Annotated in this window: 15 protein-coding genes; 10 read left to right on the top strand and 5 right to left on the bottom strand. The window is 69.5% G+C overall.

Translation table 11 applies throughout. From position 1 onward, the window contains the following. Positions 1 to 45: 45 nt before the first annotated feature. A complete protein-coding gene (locus AAAZ40_RS02970) occupies positions 46 to 990 on the top strand; it encodes an MOSC domain-containing protein (RefSeq protein WP_476661095.1) in 945 nt (314 codons plus the stop codon). Between the two features lie 47 nt (positions 991 to 1,037). On the opposite strand, the gene AAAZ40_RS02965 is transcribed toward AAAZ40_RS02970, so the two are convergent. Beyond that, positions 1,038 to 2,036, bottom strand: a complete 999-nt coding sequence (locus AAAZ40_RS02965) for an HD-GYP domain-containing protein (RefSeq protein WP_476661094.1) — start codon at positions 2,034 to 2,036, stop codon at positions 1,038 to 1,040. A gap of 127 nt (positions 2,037 to 2,163) precedes the next feature. Here AAAZ40_RS02965 and ychF point away from each other — a divergent pair, with 127 nt between their 5' ends. Next, positions 2,164 to 3,258 (top strand): redox-regulated ATPase YchF, encoded by a 1,095-nt coding sequence (gene ychF, locus AAAZ40_RS02960; protein WP_476661093.1) that lies wholly within the window; start codon positions 2,164 to 2,166, stop codon positions 3,256 to 3,258. Here the strand turns inward: ychF and AAAZ40_RS02955 are convergent. The 3 genes from AAAZ40_RS02955 to asd all read right to left on the bottom strand — a co-directional run bounded on the left by AAAZ40_RS02955 (position 3,255) and on the right by asd (position 8,435). Then, a complete protein-coding gene (locus AAAZ40_RS02955; protein ID WP_476661092.1) occupies positions 3,255 to 6,359 on the bottom strand; it encodes an efflux RND transporter permease subunit in 3,105 nt (1,034 codons plus the stop codon). The genes ychF and AAAZ40_RS02955 overlap by 4 nt on opposite strands. After that, complete coding sequence (locus tag AAAZ40_RS02950; RefSeq protein WP_476661091.1) at positions 6,356 to 7,435, bottom strand: efflux RND transporter periplasmic adaptor subunit; 1,080 nt, start codon at positions 7,433 to 7,435, stop codon at positions 6,356 to 6,358. Before AAAZ40_RS02950 ends, AAAZ40_RS02955 begins: the two co-directional genes overlap by 4 nt. A 130-nt stretch (positions 7,436 to 7,565) precedes the next feature. Continuing rightward, complete coding sequence (asd, locus tag AAAZ40_RS02945; protein WP_476661090.1) at positions 7,566 to 8,435, bottom strand: archaetidylserine decarboxylase; 870 nt, start codon at positions 8,433 to 8,435, stop codon at positions 7,566 to 7,568. A 101-nt stretch (positions 8,436 to 8,536) separates the two neighbouring features. Between asd and AAAZ40_RS02940 the strand changes: the two genes are divergently transcribed. Genes AAAZ40_RS02940 through AAAZ40_RS02930 form a run of 3 tightly spaced genes read left to right on the top strand, consistent with a single transcriptional unit; the run spans position 8,537 to position 11,147 of the window. Beyond that, entirely contained in the window at positions 8,537 to 9,469 is a 933-nt protein-coding gene (locus AAAZ40_RS02940) for an ATP-binding cassette domain-containing protein (RefSeq protein WP_476661089.1), read from the top strand. Then, positions 9,466 to 10,293, top strand: a complete 828-nt coding sequence (locus AAAZ40_RS02935; protein WP_476661088.1) for an ABC transporter permease — start codon at positions 9,466 to 9,468, stop codon at positions 10,291 to 10,293. The genes AAAZ40_RS02940 and AAAZ40_RS02935 overlap by 4 nt, the downstream gene beginning before the upstream one ends. Positions 10,294 to 10,334: 41 nt before the next feature. After that, on the top strand, positions 10,335 to 11,147 hold the full coding sequence (locus AAAZ40_RS02930) for a metallophosphoesterase (protein WP_476661087.1): 813 nt from the start codon (positions 10,335 to 10,337) through the stop codon (positions 11,145 to 11,147). 21 nt (positions 11,148 to 11,168) lie between these two features. Here the strand turns inward: AAAZ40_RS02930 and AAAZ40_RS02925 are convergent, their stop codons facing one another. Continuing rightward, complete coding sequence (locus AAAZ40_RS02925) at positions 11,169 to 12,464, bottom strand: MFS transporter (RefSeq protein WP_476661086.1); 1,296 nt, start codon at positions 12,462 to 12,464, stop codon at positions 11,169 to 11,171. Between the two features lie 100 nt (positions 12,465 to 12,564). Between AAAZ40_RS02925 and AAAZ40_RS02920 the strand changes: the two genes are divergently transcribed. From AAAZ40_RS02920 to AAAZ40_RS02900, 5 genes are all read left to right on the top strand, one after another. After that, a complete protein-coding gene (locus tag AAAZ40_RS02920; protein WP_476661085.1) occupies positions 12,565 to 13,071 on the top strand; it encodes a universal stress protein in 507 nt (168 codons plus the stop codon). A 90-nt stretch (positions 13,072 to 13,161) separates the two neighbouring features. Then, complete coding sequence (locus AAAZ40_RS02915; RefSeq protein ID WP_476661084.1) at positions 13,162 to 13,851, top strand: dienelactone hydrolase family protein; 690 nt, start codon at positions 13,162 to 13,164, stop codon at positions 13,849 to 13,851. Between the two features lie 49 nt (positions 13,852 to 13,900). Continuing rightward, complete coding sequence (locus AAAZ40_RS02910; protein ID WP_476661083.1) at positions 13,901 to 14,278, top strand: type II toxin-antitoxin system RelE/ParE family toxin; 378 nt, start codon at positions 13,901 to 13,903, stop codon at positions 14,276 to 14,278. Continuing rightward, the gene (locus AAAZ40_RS02905) at positions 14,259 to 14,594 is read left to right on the top strand and encodes a helix-turn-helix domain-containing protein (RefSeq protein WP_476661082.1); all 336 of its coding nucleotides are present in this window, start codon (positions 14,259 to 14,261) and stop codon (positions 14,592 to 14,594) included. The genes AAAZ40_RS02910 and AAAZ40_RS02905 overlap by 20 nt, the downstream gene beginning before the upstream one ends. 373 nt (positions 14,595 to 14,967) lie before the next feature. Continuing rightward, on the top strand, positions 14,968 to 18,597 hold the full coding sequence (locus AAAZ40_RS02900) for an indolepyruvate ferredoxin oxidoreductase family protein (RefSeq protein ID WP_476661081.1): 3,630 nt from the start codon (positions 14,968 to 14,970) through the stop codon (positions 18,595 to 18,597). Positions 18,598 to 18,671: the final 74 nt, after the last annotated feature.

Raw genomic sequence — 18,671 nt, 5'->3', positions numbered from 1 at the left:
CTATTGTCGGCTATTGGAAAATGACGCCCTTACCGAGCCACGCCCATGACCCAGCCCCCCTACACCGAAGCGCCGCTGCCCCTGACGATCGAACAGCTCTGGGTCTATCCCATCAAATCGTGCGCCGGGGTGCGACTGGCTCAAGCCGAGCTGCTGCCCACCGGGCTGCAGTGGGACCGCACCTGGATGGTGGTCGATCAGCGCGGCGAGTTCCTGTCGCAACGCGAGCTGCCGCGGCTGGCGCTGGTGCGGCCGCGCTTCAGGCTCGGGCAGCTCGAGCTGCAGGCGCCGGGCATGTTGTCGCTCTATCTGGCGCTGGATGCGGCCGAAGCGCCGTGCAGGGTGCGGGTCTGGGACGACGAACTCGACGCCTACGACATGGGCGACGTGGCGGCGCAGTGGTTCAGCGATTTTTTGCTCGCCGATCGGCCCCAGCTCGGGCTTCGGTTGCGGCTGGTGCGCTTCGACCCGGATTGCGTGCGGCCTTCGGATGTGCGCTGGACCGGCGGCATTCAGGCCCCCAACACCTTCAGCGACGGCTACCCGCTGCTGCTGCTGAGCGCGGCGGCGCTGGACGAACTCAACCAGCGCCGGCGCCTGCTCGGGCAAGAAGCGCTGGGGGTGGAGCGCTTTCGCCCCAACCTGCTGCTGGGCAGCCTAGAGGCGCACGACGAAGACCGGCTGGCCGAACTGCGTTTTCCTGTGGCGACCCGCGCCGGCGTGGGCACCGCCAGCGCAACAAGCAGCGAAACAGCCGAAGTCTGGCTGCAACCGGTAAAGCCCTGCGCGCGCTGTTCCATCCCCGATGTCGATCCGGCCACCGGCATCGAGCAAGGCGACGCGGTGAGCACCCTGTTGCACAGCTACCGCCAAGACCGGCGGCTGCTGGGCGCGGTCACCTTTGGCATGAACGCCATCGTGCGCCAAGGCGCGGGCTTGCAGTTGCACGAGGCCATGCCCGGCTACGGGCGCTGGGGCGCGTGGCAGTAAGCGGCCTGCCCTGCGGCCACACCCACCACGCCAGCCGCCCGCGGCGCTCAAATGCGCTTGAGCAGGCGCGCCAGGTCGAGCCGGATGCGCAGGTCCTCGGGTGCCACCGGGGCCGTGATGGCGTACAGGGGCAGCTGGGTGTCGCGCTTGACCGGGATGCTCAGCAGCATGCCGTCGGGCCCGGTGATGGCCAGCGCGAGCGGGGCGTTGACCTTGGCCCCGCGCCGCACCACCAGCGCCGTCTCACCGGTTTTGAGCCGCACCAGGGTGCCGGGCGGATACATGCCGAACTGCCGCACAAAGCAAGCGCCCAGCGGGCTGGCGCTGGCTTCGGCCTCGAGGTACAGGTTGCCCACCACCACCTTGGGCCACATGCCGCGCCGGGTGCTGCGCGGGCTGATGCGCGCCACGAACAGATCGCTCAGGCGCAGCAACTGCTGCCCCAGATCGAGCTCGGTTTTCTGACTCGGGTAACCGCTGCCGTCGGGGGCTTCGTGGTGGTCCTGCACCCAGCGCAACCAGTCGGCGTCGGTCACACCCAGGGCGCGCAGCAGGGCCGCCGAGTCGCTCGGGTGGGCGCTGATTTTTTCGCGCTGGTAGGCCGTGGTCTGCTGCGCCTGGGTGGCCAGCAGGTCTTGCAGTTCGGCCATGGCGATGTTCATGGTCAGGGCCGCGCGCAGCAGCGCTCCGCGCTGCGGCTCCTCGATCGGCAACAGCGGCGCCACCAGCAGACAGGCGCTGGCGGCGAGCAAGGCGTGGGTGGCGCAGTAGCCGTACTGCCGATCCGAGAGCATCTGCACCAGCACCAGCAGGCTGTCGTCGGGCCGCTGCTGCAGCGTCAGGCGCAGCCCGGTTTCGATGAACGCCAGGCGGCGCGCAAAGTCATGCGCCTGCGCGCCCTCGAGCAGCAGCGCCGCCAGCCGCCGGCGCAGCGCGGGCATGGCCTCGACCGGGTCCGGGTCGAGCTGCAGGCGCACATCGGGCAGCAGCGGCTCCAGGGCGGCGGGCAGCTCCCAGAGGCTGGGGTCGTGCGGGTCGAGCGGCATGGCGCAACAATCTGGGCAAAGGCAAATGCGGGGGCAAGCAGAGGGACAGCGGGGCCGGGGCCGTCGGGCCGGCTGGCGGCACCGGTAAAATCGGCAGCTTCTGAATTTTTGTCATTTTAGGGCTTCCATGAGTCTCAAGTGCGGCATCGTCGGTTTGCCCAACGTCGGCAAATCCACCCTCTTCAACGCCCTGACGCAGGCCGGCATCGCGGCCGAGAACTACCCCTTTTGCACCATCGAGCCCAACGTCGGCGTGGTCGAGGTGCCCGACGCCCGATTGCAGCAGCTGGCGGCCATCGTCAAGCCCGAGCGCATCGTGCCGGCGATCGTCGAATTCGTGGACATCGCCGGTCTGGTCGCCGGTGCCAGCCAAGGCGAGGGTCTGGGCAATCAGTTTCTGGCCCACATCCGCGAGACCGACGCCCTGGTCAACGTGGTGCGCTGCTTCGAAGACCCGAACGTGATCCACGTCGCCGGCCGCGTCGATCCGGTGGCCGACATCGAAGTCATCCAGACCGAGCTCTGCCTGGCCGACCTGGGCACGGTGGACAAAGCGCTGCAGCGCGCCAGCAAAGCCGCCCGCAGCGGCAACGACAAAGACGCCGCCCGGCTGCTGGCGCTGCTGGGTCCGGTGCAGGCCGCGCTCAACCAGGGCCAGCCGGTGCGCGCGCTGGCGCTGAGCGACGACGACCGGGCGCTGCTCAAGCCGCTGTGCCTGATCACCGCCAAGCCGGCCATGTTCGTGGGCAACGTGGCCGAAGACGGTTTCGAAAACAACCCCTTGCTGGCCCGGCTGCAGGCCTACGCCGCGACGCAAAACGCGCCCGTGGTGGCCATTTGCGCCAAGATCGAGGCCGAACTGGCCGAGATGGAGCCCGCCGACCGGCTCGTCTTTCTGCAGGAAATGGGGCAACAGGAACCGGGCCTGAACCGGCTCATCCGCGCCGGCTTCAAGCTGCTGGGCCTGCAGACCTACTTCACCGCCGGCCCCAAGGAGGTGCGCGCCTGGACCGTGCGCATCGGCGCCACGGCGCCGCAGGCCGCTGGCGTGATCCACGGCGACTTCGAGCGCGGCTTCATCCGCGCCCAGACCATCGCCTTCGACGACTACCTGGCCTGCAACGGCGAGCAAGGCGCCAAGGACGCCGGCAAGATGCGCGCCGAAGGCAAGGACTACCTCGTGCGCGACGGCGACGTGATGAACTTTCTGTTCAACGTCTAAGGCGTCGCAGCCGGCGCCGCAGACGGCGGCGGCGCGTGGCCGATGCGCAGCCACAGCGCGTACAGCGCCGGCACGTAGAACAGGGTGATGGCGGTGCCCACCGCCACGCCGCCGATCAGCACGTAGGCCAGCGGGCCCCAGAAGCTGTCGAAGGTCAGGGGCACGAAGGCCAGCGCGGCGGCGAGCGCGGTCAGGATCACCGGGCGCGCGCGCTGCACCGCGGCTTCCACCACCGCCGCCTCGGCCTCGAGGCCGTCGTGGAAGTTGTCCTGCACCTGCTGCGTCAGGATCATGGTGTTGCGCATCAAAATGCCCGCCAGCCCGATCAGCCCGAGCAGCGCCACGAAGCCAAAGGGCTGCTGGAACAGCAGCAGCGCCAGCACCGCCCCCACCAGCCCCAGCGGGGCCGTGGCCACGACCACGAAGGTGCCGGAAAAAGAGCGCATCTGCAGCATGATGAAGATCAGCATCAGCGCCACCATGAGCGGGAACAGCTGCTGGATCGACTGGTTGGCCAGCCCGGCGCGCTCCACCGTGCCGCCGATGTCGATGCGGTAGCCCGGCGGCAATTCGGCACGCAGGGCGGCCATTTGCTGCCACAGCTCTTCGGTCACGGTCGGCGGCTGCGCCCCGCGCACGTCGGCCTGCACCGCCAGAAAGGGCTCGCGGTTGAGCCGGCGCAGCAGCGGTTCCTCGTGGCGCAGCTCGAAGCGGCCGATCTGCGCCAGCGGCACCAGGCGGCCGTCGAGGCTGCGGATTTCGATCTGCTCGGGCAGCAGGGGGCCGCCGTTGCGGGCGCCGCGGGCCTGCACCTGCACCGTGCGCGTGCCCAGCCGCAGTTCGCTCACCACCACGCCGTCGAGCTGGAACTGGAGCTGTTGCTTGAGCTCGCGCGGCGTCAGGCCGAGCAGGCGCAGGCGCTGCGCGTCGAGTTCGAGCTGCAGCACCAGGGCGCGCTCGTCCCAGTCGAGCTGGGTGTTGAGGGTGTGCGGGTGCGCCTGCATGATGCCCTGCACCTGCTGTGCGATGGCGCGCAGTTGCTGCGGCTCTGGCCCGACGATGCGAAAGCTCACCGGCCACGGCACCGGGGGGCCAAACAGCAGCCGCGTCACGCGCAACCGCGCCTCGGGAAACTCGCCGGCCTCGATGCGCGCCTGCAGGTCGGCCATGATGCGCTCGCGCGCCGCCGCGTCGGCGCCGATGGCCAGCAGCTTGGCAAAGGCCGGATTGGGCTGTTCGGGGTTGGCGGAAATGAAAAACCGCGGCGCACCGGCCCCCACGTAGGCCGAGAGCGAACGCACGTCGGGGTGGTTGACCAGCAGCGCTTCGAGGCGGCGCACGGTGGCGTCGGTCTGGGCGATCGGGCTGCCTTGGGGCAGTTGCACGCTGATCAGCACCTCGGGCCGGTCCGAACCGGGAAAAAACTGCTTTTGCACCAGGTTCGCCATGGCCCAGGCGCTCAGCAGCAGCAGCAAAAGCGTGACGGCAACCACGCTCTTGCGCCAGCCCACACAGGCGGTGATGAGCGCGCGCAGGCGCTGGTAAGCGCGGCTCTGGTAGATCGCCGCACTGCCGCCGTGGCCGCCACCCGGCCCGCCGTGGCCGCCATGGGGCTGGGGTTGCGCCAGCAGCTTGATGCCCAGGTAGGGCGTGAACACCACCGCCACCAGCCACGAAGCCAGCAGCGCGTAGGCCAGCACCCAAAAGATGTTGCCGGCGTACTCGCCCACGCCCGACTGGGCAAAGCCGATCGGCACGAAACCGGCCACCGTCACCAGGGTGCCAAACAGCATCGGGGCGGCGGTGGCGTTCCAGGCGTGGGTGGCGGCGCGCACGCGGTCCCAGCCCTGCTCCATTTTGACGATCATCATCTCGATGGCGATGATGGCGTCATCGACCAACAGCCCCAGCGCAATGATCAGTGCCCCGAGCGTGATGCGGTCCAGGTTGATGCCAGTGAACTTCATCAGCATAAAGGTCAGGCCCAGCGTCAGCGGGATCGCAATCCCCACCACCAGCCCGGCGCGCCAGCCGATGGCCAGCATGCTCACCACCATCACCACCGCCATGGCGGCCAGAAATTTTTTCTGGAACAGATCGACCGCCTGTGTGATGGCGTCGGTCTGGTTGGTCAGCACGCGCAGCTCCATGCCCAGCGGCAGCTCGGCCTGCTGCAGGCGCACGAAGTCGGCCAGGCGGGCGCCAAAAGCCAGCCCGTTTTCGCCTTTATGCATCACCACGCCCAGCAGCACCGCATCCTGCCCGTGGGCGCGCACCAGGTAGCTGGGCGGCTCCTCGTGGCCCAGGCGCACCTGCGCCACGTCCTGCAATTGCAGCAGCCGCCCCCCCACGCGCAGCGGCACGCGTTCGAGCTGCTGCGCGTCGCTCAGCTCGGCGGGCAGGCGCAGCAGCACGCGCGCGCCCTGCAGCTCCAGCGCGCCCGCCGGCAGCAACTGGAGCTGGGCGTCGATGGCCTCGAACACCGCCTGCGGCGCCAGGCCGAGCTGGTGCAAGCGCGCCAGGTCGAAATCGATGAACACGCGCTGTGGCCGCTCGCCCAGCAGCAGCGCCTTTTGCAGGCCGGGCAAGGCTTGCAGGCGGTCGCGCAAGGCGTCGGCGCTGCGCGCGAGTTCGGGCAGGGGCAGCCCGGGGGCGCTGAGGGCGATCAGGGCGAAATACACGTCGCCGAAATCGTCGTTGATCAGCGGGCCGACGACCCCGCGCGGCAGCCGGGGCGCTTCGTCGCTCATGCGCTGGCGCACCTCGTCGAACAGCTCGGGCACCAGCGCACTCGGGGTGTAGTCGTGGAACTCGACCTGCAAATCGACCCGCCCGGGTCGGATGGTGCTCTCGATCCGGTACAGGTTCTGCACTTCCTGGATGCGTTTTTCGAGCCGGTCGGCCACTTGGGAGCGCAGCTCTTCGGCCGTGGCACCGGGCCAGAGCGCCGAGACCATCATGGTGCGCACCGTGAACGAGGGGTCCTCGGCACGCCCGAGCGAGAGGAAGGCGTACACGCCACCCAGCACCGCGAGCAGGATGAAAAACAGCGTCGCGGCGCGCTCGCGCACCGCCAGCGCCGACAGGTTGGGAAAGCTCACCGTGGCAGCTCCCGCACCGCCAGCCCTGGGCTGAGGCGGTGCGTGCCCAGCGCCACCACCGCCTCACCGTTGGCCAGCGGGCTGCTGACGTGGGCGTGGGTGGCGTCGATGCGGTGCACGCGCACCGGCACCGGCTGCGCCCGGCCGGCGGTCACACGCCACAGCTGCGCACCGCCGCCGCGTTCGTCCAGCGCCCCCAGCGGCACGCGCTGCAGCGCCGCCTCGGCGGTGGCCGCATGGCCTTCGGGCTGCAGCGCCACGCGCACCACCGCCCCCAAGGGCCAGACCGCCGGGTCGAGCGCGCCCACGATGCGGTAGCGCGCGCGCCAGGTGCGGCTGAGCGGGTCGGCGGCGCCGGCCACTTCACGCAACTGCAGCGGCTGGCGCACGCCGTCGGGCAACACGGCGTGGCCCGTGCGCGGCGCGTTCAGGCCTTGGGGCAAGAACAGCTCGATCTCGCGCTCACCCGCGTGCGCCAGCGTGCCCACGCCCTGGCCCGCAGCCAGCACCTGGCCGGGTTCGGCGCTGAGCTCGAGCAGCACCCCGGACGCCGGGGCGCGCAGCTGCGTGTGCTGGCGCAGATTGCGCGCCACCGCCATCTGGCTGCGCGCCGCCTGCACGCGGGCAGCGGCCTCGCGCAGCGCCAGCTCGAAGCGCTCCAGGGTTTGCGCGCTCACAAAGCCTTGCGCCACCAGCTGGCGCTGGCGTTCCAGCTCGCGCTCGGCGTGGCGCTGCGCCGCCTCGGCGCTGGCCAGTTGCGCCTCGGCGCTGGCCTCGTTGGCCTGCAGGTCATGCGCATCCAGCGTCAGCAGGGTCTGGCCGGCGCTGACGGGTTGGCCGGCCTGCACCGGCCGCGTCAGCACCCGGCCACCCACCTGCAAGGCCAACGGCGTTTCGTGGCGCGCGCGCAGCGTGCCCGAAAACTGGCGCTCGCCCGGGGCCGCGGCCTCGATCGGCACCGTTTTCACCCACGGCGGCGCGGCTTCGGCTGTGGGCGCAGCGGGGCCCTGACAGGCCGTCAAAAAGAGGAGGGCCGTCAGGCCGAGCAACGCGGCCCTGATGGTGCAGGCAGTCATGGCATCCCGTTTGATGGTTGAGCCCAGCGGCTTCGTCGAGGTCGAAAGCGCTTCATTCTAGAGGCATTCCAGTACCCCCTGGTGCATCCCCCAAGGCGCGCCCCAAAAAACGCCAGACCACGGCGCGCGCTCAGGCGGGCAGCGCCCAATCGGCCATCTGCTGCCCCAGCCGCACCGGCTGACCGGCCGCCCAGCTCGGGTGCCAGCGCAGCAAGCCGGGTGGGAACAGCAGCACCACGGTGGAGCCCAGCAAAAAACGGCCCATCTCGGCGCCGCGCTCGAGCTCGATGGCGCGCTCCTCGTAGCGCCAGTCTTGCAGCAGACCTGGGCGCGGCGGGTTGACCACGCCGTGCCAGGCGGTGGCCATGCTGCCGACGATGGTGGCCCCCACCAGCACCAGCGCAAAGTCGAACCGCCGCCCGGCGTGCGCGCCCTCGAACACGCAGACCACGCGCTCGTTGCGCGCAAACAGGCCCGGCACGGCGCGCGCAGTGGCCGGGTTGACCGAAAACAGCGCCCCCGGCACGTGGATCATGCGCTTGAGGCGCCCGGCGCAGGGCATGTGGATGCGGTGGTAGTCGCGCGGGCTCAAGTAAAGGGTGGCGAAGTCGCCATGCTCGAAGCCGGCCGCCAGCTGCGCATCGCCGCCCAGCAGCGCGATGCTGCGGTAGTGCTGGCCCTTGGCCTGAAAGATGCGGTCGCCGTCGATGCGGCCCAACTGGCTCACGGCGCCATCGACCGGGCACAACAGCCCCGACTCGGCCAGCGGCCGCACCCCGGGCTTGAGGGCGCGGGTGAAAAAGTCGTTGAAGGTGGCGTAGGCGCCAAAGTCGGGCTGCAGCGCCTCGCTCATGTCCACACCGTAGCGCGCGGCAAAGCGGCGCATGGCCCACTGCGTGGCGGCACCGAGCGGACGCCGCGCCAGGGCGCCGGCCAGTTCGGTCAGGGCCTGCTTGGGCAACACATACTGAGTCCAAATGGACCAACGCTCATCAGCCACGGCAGCTCCGGATGCAAAGGGCGGATTCTAGTCCGGCGCCTGCTTGCGCCCCCCGGTTCAAGGCCCGTCGATCCTGCATCCAAATGGGCGAGAATGCCGCCATGCCTCCCGCCCTGTTCACTGTCGATGGTCTCTGCAAGCGCTATGGCGGCGCGGCGGTGGTCGATGAGCTGTCGTTTGCGCTCGCGCCCGGCGAGTGCCTGGGGCTGATCGGCCCCAACGGCGCTGGCAAGACCACCACCTTGCGCATCAGCCTCGGCCTGACGCACGCCGACAGCGGCCGCGTCGAAGCCTTTGGCCTGTCCATGCCCGTACACGCCCAAGCCATCAAGGCGCAGATGGGCGTGGTGAGCCAGTTCGACACGCTGGACCCGGACTTCACCTGCGCCGAAAACCTGCGCGTCTTCGGGCGCTACTTTGGCCTGGACCGGGCCACGCTGGCGGCGCGCATACCGGCGCTGCTCGAGTTCGCGGCGCTGGCGCACAAGGCCGATGCCAAGCCGGGCGAGCTCTCGGGTGGCATGAAGAGGCGCCTGTCGCTGGCGCGTGCGCTCATCAACGACCCGCGCCTGCTGCTGCTCGACGAGCCCACCACCGGGCTCGATCCGCAGGCCCGGCACCTGATGTGGGAGCGGCTGCAGCAGCTGCTCAAGCAGGGCAAGAGCATCCTGCTCACCACCCACTTCATGGACGAGGCCGAGCGCCTGTGCCAGCGCCTGGTGGTCATCGACCAGGGGCACAAGATCGCCGAAGGGCGCCCGCGCGAGCTGATCGCGCAGCACCTGGAGCCCGATGTGGTCGAGGTCTATGCCCAGCAAAACCACGAGGTGCAGGCGCTGGCGCAGTCGGCGCTGGCGCGGCTGGCGCAGCGGGTGGAGGTGAGCGGCGAGACGGTGTTTTTCTATACCCTCGACGCGCGCCCGCTGCTGGCGGCCCTCAACGACTGGCCGCAGCTGCACACCCTGCACCGCCCCGCCAACCTCGAAGACCTGTTCCTCAAGCTCACCGGACGCCAGATCCGGCAGGAAGGATGAGCAAACTGCTGCCCGCCCGCAGCCACTGGCGCGCCCCAAAGCTGTCGTGGCGCTTTTGGCCCGTGTTTCAGCGCAACCTGCTGGTCTGGCGCAAGCTGGCGCTGCCCAGCCTGGTGGGCAACATCGCCGAACCGCTGATCTGGCTGCTGGCCTTTGGTTACGGCATGGGGATGCTGGTCGGGCAGGTCACGGTCAGCGGCCCCGACGGGCTGCCGCTGGCGGTGCCTTACCTGCTGTTCCTGGCCAGCGGCGCCATCTGCATGAGCGCCATGAACGCCGCCAGCTTCGAGGCCCTGTACTCGGCCTACTCGCGCATGCAGGTGCAAAAGACCTGGGACGGCATTCTGAACGCACCGGTCACGCTCGACGACATCGTGCTGGCCGAAATGCTCTGGGCGGCGTTCAAGGCGCTGTTCACCGTCTGCGCCATCCTGGGCGTGATCCTGCTGCTGGGCATCAGCCAGGCGCCCAAGCTCTGGCTGGCGCTGCCGGTGCTGCTGCTGCTGGGCATCGCCTTCAGCTGCCTGGCGCTGATCTTCAATGCGCTGGCGCAGGGCTACGATTTTTTCACCTACTACTTCACGCTCTTTCTCACGCCCATGATGTTTCTGAGCGGGGTGTTTTTTCCGCGCGAGCAACTGCCCGCCGTGGTGCAGGCGGTCTCCGAGCTGCTGCCGCTGACGCACGGGGTGGCGCTGGTGCGGCCGCTGTTCCTGAACCAGTGGCCGGCCGACGCGGCGCTGCACCTGGCCGTGCTGGCGCTCTATGCCGTGGCCGCGTTCTGGATTGCGCTGGCGCTGACGCGCAAGCGCTTCGCGCGCTGATAGACTGATGGGGCGAACCAAGGCACCGCCGCCCAACCCCCATGCTGATCGCCCAGCTCTCCGACCTGCACCTGCGCGCCGCAGCGCCTGCGGGCGCGCGCGTGGACACCGCCGCGTTGCTGCGCGCCTGCGTACACGACCTGTGCGCGCGCCAGCCCAGCCCCGATCTGCTGCTGCTCAGCGGCGACCTGAGCGACAGCGGCAGCGCCGCCGACTACGCCTTGCTGCGCCAGCTGGTGCAGCCGCTGCGGGCGCTGGGCGTGCCCGTTTTGCCGCTGCTGGGCAACCACGACCAGCGCGCGGCGCTGCGCCTGGCCTGCGCCGACTGGCTGCAGGCCTGCCAGCGCCTGCACCCCACCTTTGTGCAGTACGTGTGGGAGCATCCGGCGCTGCGCCTGGTGGCGCTCGACACCGTGGCCGAAGGCTGTGCCCTCGGCGAACTGTGCGCGCAGCGGCTGCACTGGCTGGAGCAGGCGCTGGCGGCCAGCCCCCAGCCCACCTTGCTGCTGCTGCACCACCCGCCCTACGCCACCGGGCTGGCCGAAATGGACGGCATGGCGCTGCGCCAGGGCGCAGAGCAGCTCGAGGCGCTGCTGTGGCAGCACCCGCAGGTGCAGGCGCTGCTGTGCGGCCACCTGCACCGCGTCACGGTCACGCGGGTGGCGCACACCGTGGCCCTCAGCGCGCCCTCGACGGCGCACCAGATCGCGCTCGACCTGCGCCCCGACCAGCCCGCACGCTACCGGCTGGAGCCGCCCGGCTACCTGCTGCACCGCTGGCACGGCCAGCGCCTGCTGACGCACACCGTGGTGGTGGGCGACTTTGGCGCGCCGCAGGATTTCGACACGCTTTAGCAGGCCGTGGTGGCGGCGGCGTTACTGCAGCGGCGGCTCCGCTGCCCGGTCTGCGCCCTCGGGCCCCGGGTCTTCGAGCAGGCGCGAGCGCTGGCTCCAGCGCCAGCTCAGGGTGGCCAGGCACAGCGCCGACAGCGCCGCCAGCGACACCGACAGCGGCACCCCCACCCAGTGCGCCAGCTTGCCCCACGCCGCCGCGCCCACGGCGGCGCCGCCCATGAGGGCCATCTGATAGACCGAAATGGCGCGCGCGCGCACCCAGTCGGGCATGCCAAACTGGGCCGCCACGTTGAGCGTGTTGGCCACCGCGATCCACGCCATGCCGGCCACAAACATGGCCAGCAGCGCCGCCCACAGCCCCGGCGCCCAGGTCACCACCAGCATCGCCAGCGCCTGCAGCACCATGCCGGCCCAGACCATGAACGCACGGCTGTGCCCGCGGCGCAGGCGCGGCAGGTACAGCGCCGACAGAATGGCGCCACTGCCCATGGCCGCCAGCAACCACGTGAACGTGCTGGCGCTGGCGCCCTCGAAGCGCAGCGCCAACAGCGGCAGCAGCCCGATCAGCGCCGCCGAATGGAAAAAAAACAGCCCCACTTGCAGATAAGCCAGCCGCAGGCGCGGCGACTGTGCGACAAAGCGCACCCCGACGCGCAGCGCGCGCCAGAACGGCTCGCGCTGCGCCGGCCTTGGGCACATGGGGCTGCGCCAGCGCCAGATCAGGGCGGCGCAGCCCAGCGCCAGCAGCGCATTGAGCACAAACACCCACTCGCTGCCCAGCGCCGCAATGATCAACCCGGCCAGCAGCGGGCCGACGATGCGCGAGACGTTCATCGACACCCCATTGAGCGCCAGCGCCGCCGGCAACTGCGCGCGCGGCACCAGGTGCGGCATCAGGGCGGCATAGACCGGCCAGCGCAGCGCCAGCCCGATGCCATTGGCAAACACCAGCGCCAGCAGCAGCGCCGGCGTGAGCGCCTCGAGCTTGACCGCCAGCACCAGCAGCAGCGCCACCAGCGCCGCCCAGACCTGTGTGACCAGCAGCAAGCGCCGGCGCTCGAACGCATCGGCCAGCACGCCGCTGGGCAGCCCGAGCAGCAGCACCGGCAGCGTGGCGGCGGTCTGCACCAGCGCCACCCAGGCCGGCGAGGTGGTGAGCGTGGTCATGAGCCAAGCGGCGGCCACGTCGTTCATCCACAGGCTGACGTTGGCCGTCAGCCAAGTGATCCACAGCAGGGCAAAGGGGCGCTGCTGCAACGGGGCCAGAGCGGCCAAACCCAAAGGCGGGCGGACGCTGGGTGCAGAGGAGTCGGGCATCGGCTGCATTGTCGCTGCACGGCGCACGACGCGCCGCCCGGCGGCCGCTGGCCCATGGTTTGATGCGATACTGTAGCCTCCACAAGCCCAGGAGACTCCCATGAAATGGCTGATTCCCGTCGATGGTTCCGAGCTCTCGCTCGAGGCCGTGGCCTACGCCTTGCGCCTGGCGCGTGCCGGGCTGCGCTACGAACTGGTGCTGGTCAACGTGCAGGAGCCGTCCACCGTCTACGAGATGGTGACCTTGCCCGACAGCGCCGCGCTCTACGACCTGGCGGTGGCAGCCGGGCACGACATGCTCCAGCCCGCGCTGGACCTGGTGGCCCAAGCCGACGTCCCATACAGCGCCGAGGTGCGCGTGGGCGACGTGTTGCCCATGCTGCTCGAAGTGCTGGAGGAAACCGGCTGCGAGGGTGTGATCATGGGCAGCCACGGGCGCGGCCTGATCAAGCGCACCCTGCTGGGCTCGGTCTCGCACCAGATGCTGCAACAGTCGCCGGTGCCGGTGACCTTCGTCAAACACGTCGATAGCGAGCCCGCAGCGGCTGGAGTGTGCGAATACGCCGACGACACCCCCGAAGCCGAACCCCCCAGCGCAGCGCGCTGAAAGCGCCTGCCGCCTGCCCATGGCCTCCCCGGCGAGCGCTTCCAGGCCCCGATTGTCCTGCGTCCAGTTTTGACCCCTTTGGAGACCCGCATGAGTGCATTCATCGATCTCAAGGCCGCCGACGGCTTTGTCTGCCCCGCCTACCTGGCCCAGCCCGAAGCCACCCCGCGCGGCGCGGTGGTGGTGCTGCAGGAGATCTTCGGCGTCAATGCGCACATCCGCGCGGTCGCCGACGGCTATGCGGCGGCGGGCTATCTGGCCTTGGCGCCATCGACCTTTCACCGGGTGCAAGCGGGGGTGGAGCTGGGCTACAGCGACGCCGACATGCAGGCCGGCTTTGCCCTCAAGCTGCAGGTCGATGCCCTGCCCGCGCCGGGCGTGATGGCCGACATCCAGGCCGCCATCGACACCTTGGTGCTGGCGGCCGGGGTCAAGGTGGGCATCGTGGGCTACTGCTGGGGTGGGCTGCTCACTTGGCGCAGCGCCTGCCAGCTGACCGGCCTGTCGGCTGCCGTGCCCTACTACGGCGGTGGCATGACGGTGGGCGCCGACGCCGAGCTGCAACCCCGGTGTCCGGTGCTGGCGCATTTTGCCGCGCAAGACAGCTGGATCCCGCTGAACACCGTGCAGGCCTTCACGGCGCGCCACCCGCAGGTGCAGGTGCACACCTACAACGCCCACCACGGCTTCAACTGCGACCAGCGCGGCGCCCACCACGCCCCGTCGGCCGCGCTGGCGCGCGAGCGCACGCTGGCCTTTTTGGCGCAGCACCTGGGTTAATCCCAATACAGTCCTTGCGTTGTTACCTGAACAGGTATAAACTGCCGTCGTGGTCGATAAGGAAAAACCGCTCGAATGGATCGCGAGCAGCCACAAGGATCTGATGGCGTTGCCGCCGGACGTGCGGCGGCGTTTCGGTTACGCGCTCTCGCTGGCCCAGATGGGCGACCAGGACGACGCGGCGAAGGTGCTCAAGGGTTTTGGCGGTGCCGGCGTGCTGGAGGTTATCGAAGACGATGCCGGCGGCACATATCGAGCGGTCTACACGGTCAAGTTCGCGGAAGCGGTGTTCGTCCTGCACTGCTTCCAGAAGAAGAGCAAGAGCGGGATCGCCACGCCAAAGGTGGACATGGACATCATCCGCGCTCGGCTGAAGGTGGCCGAGGCAATGGCACAGGGGTTACGAAATGCAAAAACGAATCATTGAAGGCGTCGAGGTTCAGCGCAGCTCGGGCAACGTCTTCGCCGACCTGGGGCTGCCCGACGCCGAGAAACTGAAGCTCAAGACCGGCCTGGTGGTCGAGATCAGGAAGGCGATGCGTGCCCTCGGCCTGACGCAACAGGCGGCAGCCAAACGCATGGGCATCCCGCAACCGAAGGTGTCGGGCATGATGCATGGCGACTTCACCAACCTGTCCGAGCGCAAGCTGATGGACTGCCTGAATCGCCTCGGCTACGACATCGAGATCAAGGTGCGGCCGGCGGCCGAGCCGGTCGGGCATTTGACGCTCGCCACCGCCTGACTCACGGTTGACGGCCCTGTACCCGGACAGATTGAGCTACGGCGGCGTCCCAGCGGGCTGTCGCCCAATCAACCGGATCCGTCATGCGTTCTTCCTGCACCTGCTGGGTGAGACCTACACGCGGATCAAGTCTTTGATTTCAAAGGGCTATCTGGGGAATTTTTGCTTGAGATGACGGATTCAGGCAATCCCCACGGGACAAGGGTAAACGCCTAAGCCCGAGCCGCCCGTAGGGCGGTTTTTTTTGGCGACAATCTGTGCCTACCGGCAGCCACCAGCGATCCTGGGGGTTGCCTCAGCGCACCCTCCACGTCGGCGGGTGAACGGTGACTGGCGGCCTACCCGGCCGGCCTTGGCGACAGGAGACAAACCCATGAACGCACCCTTGCCCGAAGCGGTTCGGCGCGCCCTTGCCAGCGTCAGCCTGGACGACAAATACACGCTGGAACACGGGCGTGCTTTCATGAGCGGGGTGCAGGCGCTGGTGCGGCTGCCGATGCTGCAACGCCAGCGCGACTGGCGCGTGGGGCGCAACACCGCCGGCTTCATCAGCGGCTACCGCGGCTCGCCGCTGGGCGGCTACGACCAGGCGCTGTGGAAAGCCAAGGCGCACCTGGCCGCACAGCAGATCGTGTTCCAACCCGGCGTCAACGAGGAACTGGCCGCCACTGCGGTCTGGGGCACGCAGCAGCTCGGCTTTGCGCCGCCGGGCAGCCAGCGCCACGACGGCGTGTTTGGCCTGTGGTACGGCAAGGGGCCGGGGGTGGACCGCTGCGCCGACGTGTTCAAGCACGCCAACATGGCCGGCACCACGCCCTGGGGCGGGGTGATTGCGGTCGCGGGCGACGACCACGTCGCCAAAAGCTCGACCGCCGCGCACCAGAGCGACCACATCTTCAAGGCCTGCGGGCTGCCGGTGTTCTTCCCGGCCAACGTGCAGGAAATCCTCGACTTGGGACTGCACGCCTGGGCCATGAGCCGCTTTGCCGGGGTCTGGGCCGGCATGAAAACCATCCAGGAAATCGTCGAATCGAGCGCCGTGGCCGAGATCGACCCGGATCGGGTGCGCATCGTGGCGCCCGAGTTCGAGCTGCCGCCAGGCGGCGTGCACATCCGCTGGCCCGACGCGGCGCTGGAGCAGGAAGCGCGGCTGATGGACACCAAGTGGTACGCCGCGCTGGCCTATGTGCGCGCGAATCGGCTCAATTACAACGCCATCGAGGGTGCACACGACCGCTACGGCCTCATCGCCAGCGGCAAGGCCTGGAACGACACGCGCCAGGCGCTGCGCGACCTCGGGCTCGACGACGCCACCTGCCGCCGCATCGGGCTGCGGCTGCACAAGGTGGGCGTGGTCTGGCCCTTGGAGGCGCAGACCACGCGCGAATTTGCCACCGGGCTGCGCGAGATTCTGGTGGTGGAGGAAAAGCGCCAGGTGATCGAGTACCAGCTCAAGGAAGAGCTGTACAACTGGCGCCCTGATGTGCGCCCCGACGTGCTGGGCAAGTTTGACGAAGTGGGGGCCGACCACAGCGGCGGCGAATGGTCGATGCCCAACCCGAGCGCCAACCAGCTGCTGCGCGCCAACGCCGACCTGACGCCGGCGCTGATCGCCCAAGCGCTGGCGCGGCGCCTGACGCGCCACGGCCTGCTGCCCGAGGGCAGTGAGGTGGCGGCGCGGGTGCAGGTGCAGCTCGAGCGCCTGCAGGGCCAGGCGCGCGCCTTGCAGGTGCTCAATGCCGACACGCCGCTGGCCGAGCGCCAGCCCTGGTTTTGCTCCGGCTGCCCGCACAACACCAGCACCCGGGTGCCCGAGGGTTCGCGCGCCATGGCCGGCATCGGCTGCCACTTCATGACCATCTGGATGGACCGCGCCACCATCGGCTTTACGCAGATGGGGGGCGAGGGCGTGCCCTGGGTCGGGCAGCAGCCCTTCAGCCACGAGACGCACGTGTTTGCCAACCTGGGCGACGGCACCTACTTTCACAGCGGCCTGCTGGCGATCCGCCAGTGCATCGCCGCCAACGTGAACATCACCTTCAAGCTGCTCTACAACGACGCCGTGGCCATGACCGGCGGCCAGCCGCTGGGCGAGCGCGCCGAGGGCCACCATGTGCTGCAGATCGCGCACAGCCTGCAAGCCGAAGGGGTGGCGCGCCTGACCGTGGTCACCGACGAGCCCGAAAAATACCGCGGCGCCCTGCACACCACCGTGGGCGGCAGCACGCTGCGGCTGCCGGCCGGGGTGGCGGTCGAGCACCGCGACCAGCTCGACCGCATCCAGCGCGAATTCCGCCTACTGCCCGGCACCACCGTGATCCTGTACGACCAGACCTGCGCCACCGAAAAGCGGCGCCGGCGCAAGCGCGGCACCCTGGCCGAACCGGCGCGGCGCGTGCTCATCAACCCGGCCGTGTGCGAGGGCTGCGGCGACTGCGGCGTGCAAAGCAACTGCCTGAGCATAGAGCCGCTGCAGACCGAATTCGGGCGCAAGCGCCAGATCAACCAGAGCAGCTGCAACAAGGATTTTTCCTGCCTCAAGGGCTTTTGCCCGAGCTTCGTCACGGTCGAGGGCGGGCAGCTGCGCAAAAGCGCCCAGGCGGGCGCGCTGCCGGCGCCCGAGGCGCTGGGCGCGGTGCCCGAGCCGCCGTTGCCACCCTGTGACGCCGCCGGACCGGGCAGCGTCTATGGCATCGTGGTGGCCGGGGTCGGTGGCACCGGGGTCATCACCATCGGCCAGTTGCTCGGAGTGGCGGCGCACCTCGAGGGCAAAGGCGTGGTCACGCAAGACGCCGCCGGGTTGGCACAAAAGGGCGGCGCCACCTGGAGCCACGTGCTGCTGGCCGCGCAGCAGAGCGACATCTGCACCACCCGCGTCGGCAGCGCCGCGGCCGATTTGATTCTGGGCTGCGACGCCATCGTCGCCGTCAGCAAAGAAAGCCTGGCCCGCGTGGGGCCGGGGCGCACGCGGGTGGCCCTGAACGGCCACGTGAGCCCGACGGCGGCCTTTGTGCGCCAACCCGACTGGCACAACCCGGCCAGCCAGTGCCAAGCCACGCTTGAGCGCCTGCTCGGCCCCGAGGCCGTGGCGCCGCTCGACGCCGAGGCCTTGGCCACGCGGCTGCTGGGCGACGCGCTCTACCTCAACCCGCTGTTGCTGGGTTTTGCTTGGCAAAAAGGCTGGCTGCCTCTGCGGCGCGAGTCGCTGCGGCGGGCGATCGAGCTCAACGACGTGGCAGTGGCCAAAAACCTGGCCGCGTTCGAATGGGGCCGCTGGGCGGCGCACGACGGCGCGCGGCTGCAGGCGCTGCTGGCGCCGGCGCAAGCCATCGCGCTGCACCCGCGCCCCGGCCTCGAGGCGCTGCTGCAGCGGCGCAGCGAATTTTTGCGCGCCTACCAGAACCCGGCCTACGCGCAGCGCTACAGCGACTTCGTGCGCCGGGTGCAGCAGGCCGAGGCCGCGGCGCTGGGTGCGGGCACAAGCGCCCTGAGCGAGGCGGTGGCGCACAACCTGTTCAAGCTCATGGCCTACAAAGACGAATACGAGGTGGCGCGCCTGCACAGCGACCCCGCGTTTTTGCGCCAGATCGGGGCCCAGTTCGAGGGCGATTTTGCGCTGCGCTTTCACCTCGCGCCGCCGCTGTGGGCGCGCCGCGATGAGCGCGGCCTGCCGATCAAGCGTGCCTTCGGGCCGTGGATGCTCACCGCCTTCAAGGGCTTGGCGCGCCTCAAGGGCCTACGCGGCACGGCCTTCGACCCCTTTGGCCGCAGCGCCGAGCGGCGCGAGGAACGCGCCCTGATCGGCCAGTACCAAGAGCTGATCGAAGAACTGCTGCCGAATCTGAACCCCGCGCGCAAGGCGCTGGCGCTGCAACTGGCGGCGCTGCCCGAAGGCATCAAGGGTTTTGGCCACGTCAAGGCCCGCCACCTGGCCGCCGTGCGCCAGCGCTGGAGCGAACTGCTGGCGCAGTGGCGCGGCGCGGCGACCATAACCACAATATGAAATATCAGGCCGTATGGTGCCGCAACATGCCGGGCTGCGGCCTCCCGCTCGACACCCACAGCGCCTGAAAACGA

The sequence above is a fragment of the Serpentinimonas sp. SMBJO2 genome, from assembly GCF_056341105.1.
This window is presented reverse-complemented; position numbering and strand designations above follow the sequence as displayed.